At 73.2% G+C, this 13,562-nt stretch carries 17 protein-coding genes, 1 pseudogene and 1 riboswitch; of the genes and pseudogenes, 10 read left to right on the forward strand and 8 right to left on the reverse strand.

What is annotated here, in order from left to right; all coding sequences use genetic code 11:
• Nucleotides 1-331 precede the first annotated feature (331 nt).
• The 3 genes from ABD823_RS33105 (at nt 332) to ABD823_RS33115 (ending at nt 1,587) form a co-directional block, all read left to right on the forward strand.
• Nucleotides 332-1,090, forward strand: coding sequence for a Clp protease N-terminal domain-containing protein (locus tag ABD823_RS33105; RefSeq protein WP_344866660.1), 759 nt, complete (start codon nt 332-334; stop codon nt 1,088-1,090).
• Between the two features lie 8 nt (nt 1,091-1,098).
• Nucleotides 1,099-1,278 carry a hypothetical protein gene (locus tag ABD823_RS33110; RefSeq protein WP_344866662.1) on the forward strand — a complete coding sequence of 60 codons (180 nt, stop codon included), beginning with the start codon at nt 1,099-1,101 and terminating at the stop codon, nt 1,276-1,278.
• 177 nt (nt 1,279-1,455) lie between these two features.
• Nucleotides 1,456-1,587 carry a hypothetical protein gene (locus ABD823_RS33115; protein WP_344866664.1) on the forward strand — a complete coding sequence of 44 codons (132 nt, stop codon included), beginning with the start codon at nt 1,456-1,458 and terminating at the stop codon, nt 1,585-1,587.
• A 118-nt stretch (nt 1,588-1,705) separates the two neighbouring features.
• Here the strand turns inward: ABD823_RS33115 and ABD823_RS33120 are convergent, their stop codons facing one another.
• On the reverse strand, nt 1,706-2,950 hold the full coding sequence (locus ABD823_RS33120) for an MFS transporter (RefSeq protein WP_344866666.1): 1,245 nt from the start codon (nt 2,948-2,950) through the stop codon (nt 1,706-1,708).
• Nucleotides 2,951-3,263: 313 nt separating this feature from the next.
• Complete coding sequence (locus tag ABD823_RS33125; protein ID WP_344866668.1) at nt 3,264-3,455, reverse strand: hypothetical protein; 192 nt, start codon at nt 3,453-3,455, stop codon at nt 3,264-3,266.
• Between the two features lie 375 nt (nt 3,456-3,830).
• A riboswitch (cobalamin riboswitch) is annotated at nt 3,831-4,000 on the forward strand.
• 48 nt (nt 4,001-4,048) lie between these two features.
• Here ABD823_RS33125 and bluB point away from each other — a divergent pair.
• Nucleotides 4,049-4,696 carry a 5,6-dimethylbenzimidazole synthase gene (gene bluB / locus ABD823_RS33130; protein WP_344866670.1) on the forward strand — a complete coding sequence of 216 codons (648 nt, stop codon included), beginning with the start codon at nt 4,049-4,051 and terminating at the stop codon, nt 4,694-4,696.
• A 385-nt stretch (nt 4,697-5,081) separates the two neighbouring features.
• Here the strand turns inward: bluB and ABD823_RS33135 are convergent, their stop codons facing one another.
• The gene (locus ABD823_RS33135) at nt 5,082-5,498 is read right to left on the reverse strand and encodes an SSI family serine proteinase inhibitor (protein ID WP_344866672.1); all 417 of its coding nucleotides are present in this window, start codon (nt 5,496-5,498) and stop codon (nt 5,082-5,084) included.
• Between the two features lie 420 nt (nt 5,499-5,918).
• Here ABD823_RS33135 and ABD823_RS33140 point away from each other — a divergent pair, with 420 nt between their 5' ends.
• The 3 genes from ABD823_RS33140 to ABD823_RS33150 all read left to right on the forward strand — a co-directional run bounded on the left by ABD823_RS33140 (nt 5,919) and on the right by ABD823_RS33150 (nt 7,996).
• A complete protein-coding gene (locus ABD823_RS33140) occupies nt 5,919-6,569 on the forward strand; it encodes a hypothetical protein (protein WP_344866674.1) in 651 nt (216 codons plus the stop codon).
• Nucleotides 6,570-6,639: 70 nt separating this feature from the next.
• Nucleotides 6,640-7,395: a DUF429 domain-containing protein gene (locus ABD823_RS33145; RefSeq protein WP_344866676.1), complete on the forward strand. Its 756-nt coding sequence runs from the start codon at nt 6,640-6,642 to the stop codon at nt 7,393-7,395.
• A 124-nt stretch (nt 7,396-7,519) separates the two neighbouring features.
• Nucleotides 7,520-7,996: a hypothetical protein gene (locus ABD823_RS33150; RefSeq protein ID WP_344866678.1), complete on the forward strand. Its 477-nt coding sequence runs from the start codon at nt 7,520-7,522 to the stop codon at nt 7,994-7,996.
• A gap of 301 nt (nt 7,997-8,297) precedes the next feature.
• On the opposite strand, the gene ABD823_RS33155 is transcribed toward ABD823_RS33150, so the two are convergent.
• Complete coding sequence (locus ABD823_RS33155) at nt 8,298-8,786, reverse strand: cupin domain-containing protein (protein WP_344866680.1); 489 nt, start codon at nt 8,784-8,786, stop codon at nt 8,298-8,300.
• 109 nt (nt 8,787-8,895) lie between these two features.
• Between ABD823_RS33155 and ABD823_RS33160 the strand changes: the two genes are divergently transcribed.
• Nucleotides 8,896-9,774 carry a LysR family transcriptional regulator gene (locus ABD823_RS33160; protein WP_344866682.1) on the forward strand — a complete coding sequence of 293 codons (879 nt, stop codon included), beginning with the start codon at nt 8,896-8,898 and terminating at the stop codon, nt 9,772-9,774.
• A 133-nt stretch (nt 9,775-9,907) separates the two neighbouring features.
• Here ABD823_RS33160 and ABD823_RS34740 read toward each other — a convergent pair.
• The 3 genes and pseudogenes from ABD823_RS34740 to ABD823_RS33165 all read right to left on the reverse strand — a co-directional run.
• Nucleotides 9,908-10,069: pseudogene (locus tag ABD823_RS34740) on the reverse strand (hypothetical protein); the annotation flags it as partial.
• Nucleotides 10,070-10,078: 9 nt separating this feature from the next.
• Nucleotides 10,079-10,285, reverse strand: coding sequence for an ABATE domain-containing protein (locus ABD823_RS34745; protein WP_425566699.1), 207 nt, complete (start codon nt 10,283-10,285; stop codon nt 10,079-10,081).
• Nucleotides 10,286-10,492: 207 nt separating this feature from the next.
• A complete protein-coding gene (locus ABD823_RS33165) occupies nt 10,493-11,140 on the reverse strand; it encodes a TetR/AcrR family transcriptional regulator (RefSeq protein WP_344866684.1) in 648 nt (215 codons plus the stop codon).
• 77 nt (nt 11,141-11,217) lie between these two features.
• On the opposite strand from ABD823_RS33165, the gene ABD823_RS33170 reads away from it, so the two are divergent.
• Both ABD823_RS33170 and ABD823_RS33175 read left to right on the forward strand, forming a co-directional pair.
• A complete protein-coding gene (locus tag ABD823_RS33170) occupies nt 11,218-12,654 on the forward strand; it encodes a DHA2 family efflux MFS transporter permease subunit (protein WP_344866686.1) in 1,437 nt (478 codons plus the stop codon).
• A complete protein-coding gene (locus tag ABD823_RS33175; RefSeq protein WP_344866688.1) occupies nt 12,654-13,178 on the forward strand; it encodes an SDR family NAD(P)-dependent oxidoreductase in 525 nt (174 codons plus the stop codon). The genes ABD823_RS33170 and ABD823_RS33175 overlap by 1 nt, the downstream gene beginning before the upstream one ends.
• Here the strand turns inward: ABD823_RS33175 and ABD823_RS33180 are convergent.
• Nucleotides 13,108-13,562, reverse strand: a 455-nt coding sequence (locus ABD823_RS33180) for a hypothetical protein (protein ID WP_344866690.1), incomplete at its 5' end; no start/stop codon positions are given. The genes ABD823_RS33175 and ABD823_RS33180 overlap by 71 nt on opposite strands.

Raw genomic sequence — 13,562 nt, forward strand, 5'->3', positions numbered from 1 at the left:
ACGTCGGACTCGCCGGTCTCCAGCCCGTACGCGCGGGAGCCGACCACCACCGACAGCACCAGGTGATCCGGGACGAACCGTACTTCCACCGGTCCAGTCTCCCCGATGATCCGGGTGCCGCCGTCCCGCACGGCCACCGGGCTCCCGGGCAGGTGTTCCGGCTGCCGCACGCCGGTGGAAGCGCGGACGTGACGGGTGCGGACACCGCGGTGCGGAGGGGTGCTCCGGAACAACGGCGCGTGAGGGGCCATGAGGGTGTGGACGGTATAACCCCGAAGGGGTTAGGGTTACTGTGTGACCCCATAGATAACCCCATCGAAGGGGTGCCGTCATGCCGAAGATCAACGTGTACCTGCCCGACGAGCTGGCCGAAGCGATCAAGAAGGCCGGAGTGCCGGTCTCGGCGGTCTGCCAGCGCGCGCTGGAGCAGGCGGTGCGCCGGATCACCGCCGTCCGGCAGACCGTTCTGGGCGAACTGAGAGCCGATGACCTGGATGAGCGGCTGTCGTCGTTCACCGCCCGGGCCCGCACCGTCGTCGGGCTGGCGATCGACCGGGCCCGCGCCGACGGCGCGCCGGTCGTCGGGACCGGCCACCTGCTCGCCGCCATGGTGGACGAGGGCGGGAACCTGGCTCTGCACGTGCTCCGGGCGATCGACATCGACCCCGTGCAGGTGCGGCGCGACCTGGAGCGGCAGGCGGCCACCGAAGCGGCCTCCGAAGCGGCCGGTGAGGGCTCGTCGACGCGTCTCAGCCGTCAGGCGGCCGGCGTGCTGGAGCTGGCGGTGACGGAGGCGACCGCGCTGGGGCACAACTACGTGGGATGCGAGCACCTGCTGCTCGGCCTGGTCGCCGAACCCGACGGCACCGCGGGGCAGGTGCTGCGCGCCCTGGGGGCCGAGCCCCGCCTGACCCGCCGAGCGGTCACGGCCGCCCTGGCCGGCTACGTCCACCTGCGCGCCCAGACCTCCGCCGGCACCGCGGCCGACCCCGTACAGGCCCTCACCGAGGCCGTGAAGGGGCACCTGCAGCCGCTCGTCGCCCGGATCGAACGCCTGGAACGCCACCTCGGCCCCACCCGTCACGAGTGAGCACGACCATGTCCGCGCCAGTCCGCCTCGACGACGCCGAGGACCCCTCGGCGGCCTCCGGTCGCGCAGGGCCCCGGCGGTCCCTGCCGGCGGTCACCGCCCCCGCCGGTCGCGTCCTCCTCCGCGCGGCCGCCGCAGCGGTCCTGTGGGCGCTGCTGCTGCTCCCGCTGCTGTCCGCGACGTGGTGACCCGGTGTGATGCGGGAGACGAGCCTCGGGTCCCCGCGGAGCCGGCGGCCCGGACAGCGGAGGGCCCCTCCGGTCCGGGCCCTCGACGCCCCGGCCGCGAGGCATGACACGGCCACGAGGCCGGCCCGGTGCGGGCGTACGGCCCGGCGCCGGGCCGTACGCGGCGAGCTGACCGGCATGGACCGCATCGCACTCTCGCACGCGCCGGAGGAGTCCGACGCCGGTGCGGTGCAGGCGGTCGGGGCGGCGCAGCAGCTGGCCGATCCGGCACCTGGCCTGGACCGGTCGATCGCGCACTTCCGCGTCTGAGCGCTGTTCTACGGCCCGGTCGCGCCGGGGGACGGTCGCGCCGCGCCGCTGCGCGACACGACCGCCGGAGCGGCGGGGCCGTTCCAGCGCGTCCCCGGGGACGTACGGGAACCGGGCGTCACGGGGCCGCGGGGCCGGGCGCGGTGGTGGCGGGGGCGATGCGGTCGGTGACCATCCGCCAGACGGCGAGCTGGAGGAGGGCCAGGACCAGGGCGTACGGCGGGAGGGTCCACACGCCGAGGCCTTCACCGATCGCCCCGGCCAGCCAGGGGAACAGGGCGCCGCCGATGACGGATACGCCGTTCAGCAGGCCGATGGTGGTGGGGACCAGGGCCGGCGAGGCGAGCAGGGGGGCCACGGCCATGGTGGTCGGGAAGAGGGGGCCCAGGAAGAACCCGAACAGGGCGAAGCTGGCGAAGGCCGGGGCCGTGCCGGGGACGATCCAGACGAGCACGGTTGCGGCGGTGACGCCGAACAGGCAGGCGAAGGTCATGCCGATCGGGGTCAGGCCCATCCGGGCGGCCAGCGGGCTGATCACGAACCGGCCCGCGGTGAGACCGAGCCAGTAGCCGGAGACGATGTAGCCCGCCAGCTGGTCGGACTGGCCGCGCTCGTCCGTCAGGAACGTGAAGGCCCAGTTGCCGACGCTGAGTTCGAGGCCCACGTACACCGCGAGGAACACGGCGCCGAGCAGGACGGCCGGCTCCCGGGAGACGGCCGCCAGCAGGCCGCCGCCCGTCCTCCCCGGCTTCGGCGTCCCCTCGGACGGGGGCGCCGCGCCGGCGGTGGGGGCTCCGGCGGGCAGGGTCACCAGGAAGGCGGCGATCAGGGGGACGCTCGCCAGGGCCAGGACCAGCCAGACGGCCGTCCAGGGGGCGAAGCCCAGGATCCAGGTGGCCAGCAGGGGGCCGGCCAGCGCGCCGACGCCGAAGAAGGCGTGCAGGCGGTTGAGCAGGGTCGTGGAGTTCGGCAGGCCGGCGAGGAAGGTGTTGAGGGCCGACTCGAGGATGCCCGTGCCGTACCCGGCGAGCACCTGTACGGCCAGCAGCGCCAGGAAGGGCGGCCGCACCGCCGTGTAGAGGCCGGCCAGGACGTACGCGCCGCCGCCGACGGCCAGGGCGGTCCGGATGCCGAAGCGGTGGATCAGCATGCCGGAGGTGGATCCGGCGAGCATGAACCCGGCGGAGAAGGTGAAGAAGGTGGTGCCGATCGTGGCCATGTCCAGGCCGTAGTCACGGATCTGCGCCGGCAGCAGCACGCCGGTCACGCCCCCGCTCACTCCGGCCAGGACGAAGGTGAGGTAGGCGACGACGACGGGTGCCTGCCACTGGCGTCGCGGCACGGCCTGTTGGCGTCCAGGCAACACGTTAATCTCCCCTCGGACCCGCGTGGATGCGGAACGCACGTCGCGGGCCATGGATGGGCAACAGGATTACCGGGAGCGCCAAACAGGCCAAATGGTATATCGGCCGGTCCGGCCTGTCATCACCGTTCACGGCCCTGGCCCGTGAACCGCTGATCACCTGCCCGGACGGCTGCGCGGGCCGCCGCCGCGCCTCCGGAGCGCGCAGAGCAGGCGGCGCCCGTGGCGGACAGGCCGGCGGCCGCGGGCGGCAACCGGACACGCCGCCGGGCCGAGGCCGGCCGGGTTCCCGGCCGGCCCGCCGCCGGGCGGCTCAGTTGAAGAAGCTGCCGGCGAAGGAGATGCCGCCGCTACCGCCGAAGAGGCCGCCGACGACGGGGATGCCGCCGCCGCGGGTGGCGGCGGAGGGACCGGGGTCGGGCTGGGCCGAGGCCGGGGCGCCGGTGATCAGCACGCTGAGGCCGGCGAGGACGGCCGCGGCGGCCGGCCGGATCGAGTGGGTCATGAGCGGGATCCCTTCGGTACCAGGGCGGCGGAAGCCGGCCCTGCGTTGACTGCTCGGGTCGGTTTCGTCGGTGGGCGGTGACGGCGGCCGCCGGCCGGAGCCGGCGGCGCCCGCCCTCGGCGGCCCGTCCTCGTCGCTGGGTTCTGACACCAGCCACGCACGGGCCGGGAACCGGGCGTACGCCAGTCTGTCACTCCCGCGCGCCGCCGCCTCCCAGCGACATCCCGCGGCTCGGAAGATCACATGCCGCCGCCGTCGGAACCGGCGTCCGGCCGAGCGTGGGAGCCACCGGCGTCCGGCCGAGCATGGGGCCACCGGCCGCGCGCCGTCGGGGGCGGTCGTCCTGCGCTACAGTCTCCCCCGGCACAGACCAGCGCGAGGTGCCTCCTGCGGGAGGAGAATCGGGAAGTCCGGTGTGATTCCGGCACGGGCCCGCCGCGGTGATCGGGGAGCCGCCGTCCACGCACGTACGTGCGGTCACTGGCCCGCGGGCCGGGAAGGCGGACGGTGAGGCGTCGATCCGAGAGTCCGAAGACCGGCCTCGCCCCACCCGCCGCCCGCCGTGGCGGCACGACGCAGCGGGAGCCTGCCCTGTGAACACCGGTCCCTCCGACGTCCTCCCGGCCGCCGGACTCTACGAGGTCGTCCACCGCCGCCGCGACGTGCGGTCCCAGTTCACCGGCGAACCCGTCCCCGGCGACGTCCTGGCGCGCGTGCTGGCCGCCGCGCACGCCGCACCCAGCGTGGGGCTCTCCCAGCCGTGGGACTTCGTGCTCGTGGAGGACCCCGGCACCCGCCGGGCCTTCCACGACCACGTCCGGCGGGAGCGGGACGCCTTCGCGGCGTCCCTCACCGGCGCCGAGGCGGAGCGGTTCGCCCGGATCAAGATCGACGGCGTGCTGGAGTCCGGTCTCTCGGTGGTCGTCACCTACGACGCCGAGCGGGGCGGTCCCGCGGTCCTGGGCCGGCACGCCATCGCCGACACCGGGCTGTACTCGGTCTGCCTGGCCATCCAGAACCTGTGGCTGGCGGCGACGGCCGAGGGCCTGGGCGTCGGCTGGGTCTCGTTCTACCGGGAGCCGTTCGTCCGGCGCCTGCTCGGCATCCCCGACGGCGTCCGCCCGGTGGCCTGGCTCTGCCTGGGACCGGTCACCCACACCGAGACGGTGCCCGACCTGGAGCGGCACGGATGGCGCAGCCGTCTCCCGCTGGAGACGGTGGTCCACCGCGAGCACTGGTGACCTGACGGTGGGGGGCGGGCAGGCCGCCGCGCTCCCGGCCGGTGGGGCGGGGCGGCTCGGGCAGGACGGGGCCGGGCCAGGCGCGACAGGACAGGCCAGGCGGAGCAGGGCGGGCCGGCCGTTCCCGGACGACTCCCGCGCGGCGGGCGCCGGGCAGCCCGGTTTCCGGCGGTGGAATTCCCGGTGAATTCCCACCGGTGACCGGACGGACCACCGGTGAACCGCCCGCCGGGATTTCCGGCGGGCGGTCACGCCGCCCGGAACGGCATTACGTGTCTCCGGTACGGAATCGCGGGCTTCCCGGCACGGAATTCCGGCGGCCGGGCCGGGAGCGGAGAAATGGCGGGCCCGCGGCCGGAACGGAGAATCACCGCTCCGCGCGCGGTCAGAAAGCGAACAGGACGCCCCCGGTGGCGCGTACCGCCGCGCACCGGTTCGGATACGTCCGCTCGTAGCGGTACTGCCGGCCCTGCCAGGTGCCGGTGGCGCTGACCCGGACCGGGGCGTACTCCAGGGTGCAGGCGCCCTGGCTCTCGGGGATGCCCTCGACCCTGCCGCCGGTGCGGCGGAGCTGGGCGCAGGCGGCGGCCGGGTCGGCGTGCGTGCCCCCGTCCGGACCGCAGGTCAGGGTGGCCGTGCGGGCCGCCGTGCCGTCCTGCGGCGTCACCTTCAGCAGGTAGGAGCCGGTGGGCGCGGGCGTGCCGGCCGCGGCCGGGGAGGCGGCGAGCAGCGGCGCCAGGGCCGCCACGCAGGCGGCGGCGAGCCATCCGGCGCGGGCGCGGATGGGCGAGCGGAATCGCATGGATGTCTCCTCGGAAAAGGTCTGCCGCGTTCTGCGGCGTTCGACACGGCGGGGCGGCGGATCTCGTGAATCGATGCCCCGCCTCGGAGCGGAAACAACACGTGAGAATTTGCCGGTGGTCAGCCGCAAATCCTTTCGCCTTGAAATGCTAGGGCGAGAATATCTATACGGCAACCGCGGCGACTGTCCTCAATCGGCCACATATCTACCCGCCCGGCGACGCCGTTCGGATGCGCGGCGGACAGAGCTTTTCCCCGGGAACGCCCGGCGGCCGCCACCGGACCGGGGGCCGGTGCCACCGCGGTCGCACACCCACCGCGGAAGTCGCATCCCGGCGGTCGGCTGTTCGGCCGAGGCGGCCGCGCCCTGGGCGGCGGCATGATCTCTCGCACCGACATCCGCCTCCGCCGGGAGCAGCACATGACCACCCCTCCCCTCGCCGACCTCCTCCGCCGGCGGCGGGCTCCCGCCCGCCGGACCGCTCTGCGCGTCGCCGCCCTGGCGTCCGTACCCGTCGTGCTCGCCCTGACCGGCCTGCTGCACCCGCACCACCTGACCCCGGACACCGCCGAGCGGTGGACCACCCTGCACCTGCTGCTCCTGCCGCTGTTCCCCCTGCTGGCAGGATCGCCGCTGCTGCTCCTGCGCGGGATGGGGGGTCCGTGGGCGACCACCGCGCGGCTGGGCTGCTACATCTACGCGATCTTCTACACGGCGCTCGACGCGATCGCCGGAGTCGCCTACGGCACGCTGACGGCCAACACCGACGACCCCGCGACGCTGACCCGCGCCGGGGCGGCCCTCGACGTGGTCGGCGGCACGCTCGGGCTCATCGGATCCCTGGGCTTCCTGCTCGCCTCGGTCGCGACGACCGCGGCCCTGGCCGCGCGGCACGGCGGCCGGCGGGCAGCGGCCGGCGGCACGGTCCTGATCACCGCCTCCGTGCTCTGGCTGGGCAGCCACATCTACTGGCCCGAGGGCGTGCTCACCGCGCTCGCCCTGGGCCTGGGCTTCGCGCTGCTCGGCATCGCGAGCCCGCGCGGCGCCGCACCGGAGTCGGCGGCCGGGTGAGCCCGTGCGGCGCCGCACCGGAGTCGGCGGCCGGATGCGCCGCGCACTGGTGCCGTCCTACCGTGGGGGCATGCTCACGGTGGGGATCGATCTGGCGGCGGAGGCGGTCCGGACGGCGGTGGCGTGGCTGGACTGGTCACCCGGCGGGGCCCGTGTCCGCGACATCCGGATCGGGGCCGACGACGACCTGGTCGTTGAGGCGCTCACCGGCGCGGACAAGGCCGGTGTCGACTGCCCGTTCGGCTGGCCGGACGGGTTCGTCGACTTCGTCACGGCGCACCGGGCCGGGCACGTCGACGTGCCCGCCGGCACGCCGGGCCGGGTCTGGCGCAGGGAGCTGACGCACAGGGTCACCGACCGGGTGGTCCACGACCTGACGGGCCGCCGGCCGCTGAGCGTCTCCGCCGACCGCATCGGCCACACGGCCATGCGCTGCGCGGCCCTGCTCGCCGAGCTCGCCCGGCGGGGCCTGCCGGTCGACCGCGGCGGCGGCGGCGCCGTGGTGGAGGTCTACCCGGCCGCCTCGCTCAGGTGCTGGGGCCTTCCCCACGAGGGCTACAAGAAGGACCTCGGCGCGCTCGGCCGCCTGGCCGACGGGCTCCGGGCGGCGGCGCCGTGGCTGGACCTGGGCCCGTACGACGGGTGCTGCCGGAGCTCCGACCACGCGATGGACGCCGTCGTCGCCGCGCTGACCGCCCGCGCGGCGGCCCGGGGACTGGTCACGGCCCCCACCCCGGAGCAGACCCGCCGGGCGCGTTCCGAGGGGTGGATCGCCCTGCCCTCCTCCCCCTTGGCGGCTCTCCGCCCGGGCGGCACGGCCGGATGACCGTCCGGCCGTGCCGCCCGGGCGGGGAGCCGGCCCTCAGAAAGCGTTGGGTGACTGACCGGCTTCTGCTTGTAGCTGCTCAGTGGTGATCCGTGCGGATCGCATCTCCACGAGGATCACCGGCATGTGTGTTTGCAGCAGCCGCTTCAGGGGCCGGGTCCTCGACCGGTGGGTGCTCGACAACGTCGCCGGCGCACCGTACGAGCACACGGTCGGGTTCGAGCTCGGCGAACTCGACCGGATGGCCACCGACCTGAAATCCGACATGCCGGGCGGGGCCCCGTTCCACCCGCTGATCGACCGGGGCCGGCACCGCGAGCAGGCGCACGCCTACATCCGTGACCGGCTCGGCGTCGACTGGGCCAGGAGCGCCTGCCGATACTGCCCATTCGCGCTCACCGGCAACGACGGCCGCACCCGCACCCTGCCGCGCTACATCGCCCACCCCGACCAGGGGATGCTGCCGCTCACCATGGAGCACCTGGCCGTCGCGCTCAACCCCCGCAAGGCCTCACCGGCGGGGCGCGGCTCATCGACGTGCTCGCCGCCCACCCCGACCCGGGCGCCCGCGCGCTGCTCGACCGGTTCGAGCATCACCTGAACGACCAGCCGTGGGCGGTCTACGAGGTCAAGCGCGCGTTCCGCGCCGAGGACGGCAACCCGGTGAACGCCGGCAACGCCGCCCACTCCCTGGCCCGCCTCGCCATTGTCCGGAGGAAAAGCGGAGCTGGGCGTTGATCAAGAAGTTGAGCCGGTAACGCAGACGACCGATCACCGCCTGCTCCGGAGCGGTCACGTGACGCCGAAGACCGTCGGGCCGACCAATCCGCCGAGCCGTACCGCCGTCGGTGGCGGGCCGATCCGCCGCCGACGGGTCCCGATTTCGGTCAAGGGCTCGGCGGTCATCGGAAGCTTCGCGGCGGCCGCCCGCCGGAGCCGTCCACGAAGTGCACATCGTAGCGTTCCTGCTCGGGCAACAGGCTGTCGAAGGACTCCAGACCATGCTGAATCCGCCCCAGCTGCCGGAAATAGCCGTAACGTTCGACCCCCGGCGTCAGGACGGCCAGCAGGTCAGCGTCTGTGCCCGGCGCCGCGCCGAACGCGTGCGGCAGTCGCGGCGGCACGACGACCAGCCCGCCCTTGGTGAGAGTCACCCTCTCCTCGCCGAGGAGGAAGTCCAGAGCCCCGTCCAGGACGTAGAACAGCTCGGTGGAACGCACGTGGTAATGCAGCTTGGCGCCGTCACGGCCCGGTCCCAGAGTGAGCCGGTTCGCGCCGAGCGCGCCCGCGGTGTCGCTCGCGTCGGCGAGCAGTGTGAACGCTCCGCCCGCGGGCAGAGCGACCACCTCTGCGGACTCGCCTGAAACGACAAAGGCCTGCGATGCAGTCATATTCCGCTCCATTCAGGTTCGGGGTCCATTCGACCCCGGGAACAAGTGGCGAACCAGAAGCGGTTATGACCGGCAGTCATCACTGGTCGAGATCAATCGAGGGCGCCGGGTGGAGCTGCGGCAGCTTGCGTACTTCGTGGCGGTCGCCGAAGAGGGCGGCTTCGGCCGCGCAGCCGAGCGGCTCAGCATCGTGCAGTCGGCGGTGAGCCAGCAAGTCCGCCGGCTCGAACGCGAACTCGGCGTGCCGCTGTTCGACCGTTCGACCCGGCACGTACGGCTGTCAGGCGCGGGGGAACGCCTGCTGCCCGAGGCGCGCGCCGTCCTGGCCGCCGCGCACCGCGCCCGGCAGATCGCCGCCGACATCCGCGCGGGCACGGACGGCGTCCTGCGCCTCGGCATCGTGCAGGGACCGGGGAACCGGATCTACCACGTCCTCAACGAGCTTGCCGCCGTCGCGCCGCGCCTCCAGGTCCGCCCGCGCCGTCTTCCCTTGCCCGACCGCCTCTCCGCCGTACGCTCCGGCGAACTCGACGCGGCGCTGGTCCGTGCGCTCTCCTACGCGCCGGGCCTGGAACTCCTCCCGATCTGGACGGACCCCTTGTACGCGGCCCTGCCCGCCGAACACCCGCTGGCGTGTTCGGCTGAACTCAAGCTCGAAGACCTGGCCGATCTGCCCATCCGGCTCGCTGCGCGTGAGGACAACCCGCCCTTCCACGACTTGGTCACCGACGCCTGCCGGGCGGCGGGGGTCGACCCGCCGCCCGGGCCGCCGTTCACCACGTTGCAGGAGACCCTCGCGGACATCGGTGGCCGCACTCCGTCCTGGACGATCTTCTATGAGGTCACCGGCCTGCCGGACATACCCCGGGTCGCCATCCGCCCGCTCGCCGAACCCACGTTGACCACGTCGCTGGCCGTCCCGCCGGGCCCGCCCACACCCGCCGTCCGCTACCTCCTGGAGACCTTGAACCGCGTCCGCGCCGGTTGACCGGGGTCGCCGTCGAGACCAGCAGCAGGCTCGTATGAGCATTACCCGCCATGCCGGAGTTGGTGGGAACGCACCTTGGTTCGGTTACCGCAGCGCGCCATGAACACCAGCGCCGGTTGTGCGCGGGGGAACGGTCGACGAAGCGGAGTGCGCAGCGGTCCGCGCTGCAGACGCGAACCCGGCGGATCTCATCCGAGAGCAGCAGTTCCACCGCGTCGTGGGCGACCAGGGCCAGCCCGGACGCGGCGTCCTCGGCTCCGTCCTTCGTGTTCCCCGGCGCCAGGCGCCCGTCCACGATGGCGACCTAGGGTGCCGGGCGCGGGGCCGCCATCGCGGCGCCGTTGATCAAGGACAAGTCCCGCGCGTCAGGCAGTCCTCCGCCCGCCGCCGCCATGACGGCGCGGTCGATCGCCTCGCGCAGTCGCCGCGCGAAGCCCAGCATGGCATCTGGCCGGTCTGGCCGAGGTGACCGTCCGAGCGCGGGCGATCGTGGGCTGCTCGGACCGGTCAGGTGTCACCCTTCACTTTCCTGCGGGTGGTGATGACGACATCGGCGGTGTCCAGGTGCCGGATCGCCGCGTCCGCCACCCCAGCGATTGGGCATCACGCCGATCGCCCTTCAGCAGTTCGGCGGCATCCAGAGTGATCTCGGAGATCCCCATTCGATGAAGCGCGGCAAGCTGCCTCGTGGTCAGGGACACATGGGAGCCGGCGGCGATCATCCGGCAGGCTGCCGGGCGTTCACGTCCTCCGTGCCAAAGGCCTGGAGGAAGGTGTGGGCGGCAGCGCGGGCGATCTCCTGTAGTTCGGTGTCGCCGATCTGGCGGGTGCCCATCTGGGAGCGCGCCTCTAGCGGGCCGATGAGCAGGGCCAGGAAGTGTTCGGCGGCCTGGTCGGGGCTGGTGGCGTGTAGGCGGCCGATGAGGACGAGCCGCGCCAGTCGGTCGGCCAGCGCCTGGCTGAGACGATGCGGACCGTACTCCACGACGATGTCGAGAATGTCGGGGAAATGCGTGAGCTCCGCGTAAAGCAGGCGCCGCAGTGCGCAGGAGCGCTCGTCGGCATGCAGGCGCACCAGATGGTGGCCCACTCCCTCCAGAGTGCTGCGGAGGTCGGGGCCGGGCTCGCTGAGTGGCTTCAGCGCGGCGAGTCTATGGTCCAGCGCGCTCTGGGCCGCGGCCTGGACCGCGTGCCGGAAGAGGGTCGCCTTGTCGGTGAGGTGGTTGTACACCGTGGGTTTGGCCACGCCGGCCTCATCGGCGATCTCCTGCACGCAGGCTTGGGCGTAGCCCCGCCGGGCGAACACGGCGAAGGCACCGTCCAGGATCGCCTGCCGTTTGTCGATGCGTCCGCGCGCGGTGGCCATGTCTCCATTGTACTCAATGGTTCAACCATCTGAACGAGGTAGTTGCTTTGGATTGGTGAGATAACTAATTTGAACCAATGAGTTCAACACCTCCGGATGGCCGCCTGGACCGGCCACTCCTCGCCTTGATCGGTGTCGTCCTGCTCGGCGGCTTGCTGGGCATCCTCAACAGCACGATGGCCGCAGTCGCCACCACGACACTGGCGAGCGCCCTGCACGCCTCGCTCAGCACGGTCGGCTGGGCCTCCACCGGCTTCCTGCTCGCCGTCACCGCCACCATCCCCTTCACCACCTGGGCCGTCGACAAGTACGGCGGACGGCGGCTGTGGCTGGCCGGCCTGGCGGTGTTCACCGCCGGATCGCTGGCCGCCGGCCTGGCCTGGGACGCCGGCAGTCTGATCGCCTTCCGTACCCTGCAGGGCTTCGGCGCCGGGCTGCTCGACCCGCTCGTGCTGATCCTGCTGGCCCGCGCGGCCGGACCGGCACGCGCAGGCCGCGTCATGGGCCTGATGGGCGTGGTGCTGTCCCTCGGCCCGGTCCTGGGGCCGGTCGCGGGCGGCGCCGTCCTGGGCGGCCTGTCGTGGCGGTGGATGTTCCTGCTCAGCGTGCCCGTCGGTCTGATCGCGTACCTGCTGGCCGTACACGTGCTGCCCACAGACCCCCCAGCCGGACGACACCCCGCGGTCCGGCTCGACGTCCTGGGGCTGGCCCTGCTCGCGCCGGGGTTCGCCGCGCTCGTCCTGGCCCTGTCGCAGACGGCCGAGCACGGAGCATTCACCGCCTGGCAGGCGCTGCTGCCGCTGGCCGTGGGCATCGCCCTGATCACCGGCTACGTCCTGCACGCGCTCGGCTCCCGCCGCACGCCGCCGCTGATCGATGTGCGGCTGTTCACCAGCCGGGGGTTCACCGCCAGCGTCACCATCATGGGCCTGGGCGGGTTGGCCAACTTCGCGACCCTGTTCGCGCTCCCGCTGTACTACCAGCAGGAACACGGCCACGGGGTGCTCGCCGCCGGGCTGCTGATGGCGCCGGCGGGCCTGGGCGGCGCGATCGCCATGCCGCTTGCGGGACGGCTGTCGGACCGGATCGGAGCTCGTGGCTTGGCCGCCGGCGGCGCACTCGTGGCCGGGATCAGCGCCCTGGCCTTCACCCGGATCGCCGCCGACACCAGCCAGGCGTGGTCGGTGCTTGCGGCGCTGACCATCGGCTTGGGCATGGGCTGCTTCAGTGCGCCGACGATGGGCTCGCTCTATCGGAGCCTGCCCGGCCCGCTGGTCGCACAGGGAAGCTCAGTCCTCTACATGCTCAACCAGCTCGGCGCCGCACTCGGCATTGCCCTGGTCACCCTCATCCTGCAGACCTCCGCGGACGTGATCACCGGCTTCCACGGCGTCTTCTGGCTCGTCACCGTACTCATCGCAGCTGTGCTCGCCGCGACCCCGCTGCTGCCCGGCCGCCCCCGCACGCCGGCCGCCCACTCCGAACCCGCCACCACCCCAGCAAAGGCGTCCTGATGACCAGCACCGCGAAGACCATCGTGATCAGCGGCGGCACCGACGGCATGGGCCGGGCCCTGGCCTCCACCTACCTGGGCCGAGGCGACACCGTGGTGATCATCGGCCGCGATGCGGCCAAAGCGGCCACGCTGCCCGGCGCCCACTTCATCCCCGCGGACCTGAGCCTGGTCAGCGAGAACAGAAGAGTTCTCAAGGAGATCAACGACCGCTACCCCGCCGTGGACGCGCTGGTGCTGTGCGCCCGCTACTTCCGGTCAAGCCGGTTCGTCACCGCCGAGGGCGTCGAGGGCGTCTTCGCCCTGGAGTACCTGAGCCGCTTCCTGCTCAGCCACGGCCTGGACCGGCCACGCGTCATCGTCAACGTCTCCGGGCCCACGCCCGGCGTCCCCACCGGCCGCATCCATTGGGACGGGTCGGGCAAGACGCGCTGGCCGGGGACCCGTCGTCGGGCTACGGGCGCGGCTGAGCGGACGATCCCGGCTCGGTCTCGACGAGGACGCCGCGGCCGACCAGGCGCTTGAGCGTGGAACGGATGTTCTCGGCGTGCTCGGAGACGATGGGCGGGTCCAGGGCCTCGCACAGGTCGCGGGCACGCAGAGGCCGGCCGGTATCGGCGAAGACGGCCGAGATCTGCTGGTAGGCGGGATGGCCCGGTATCAAGGGCAGCGCGGGCGACCGCGCGGCCGGCTCGGCGTCGTCTTCGCCGGCGAGCGCCCGGAGGGTTGTGCGGGTGATCCGCAGATGGTCGATCGCCTCGTCGAGCTCGCGCGCCCTGGCGGTGAGCTCCTCGATCCGGGTACGGGTCCGCTCGGCCTCGCCGGCCTCGCGTGCGTCGATCCTGCCCGGCAGTCTGAACCGATCCGGGTTTCGTGGAGGCCCTGAAGCCAGCATCATCTGCTGGCGGA

Origin of the sequence: Planomonospora alba (assembly GCF_039534085.1) — a bacterium.
GTDB classification, from domain to species: domain Bacteria; phylum Actinomycetota; class Actinomycetes; order Streptosporangiales; family Streptosporangiaceae; genus Planomonospora_B; species Planomonospora_B alba.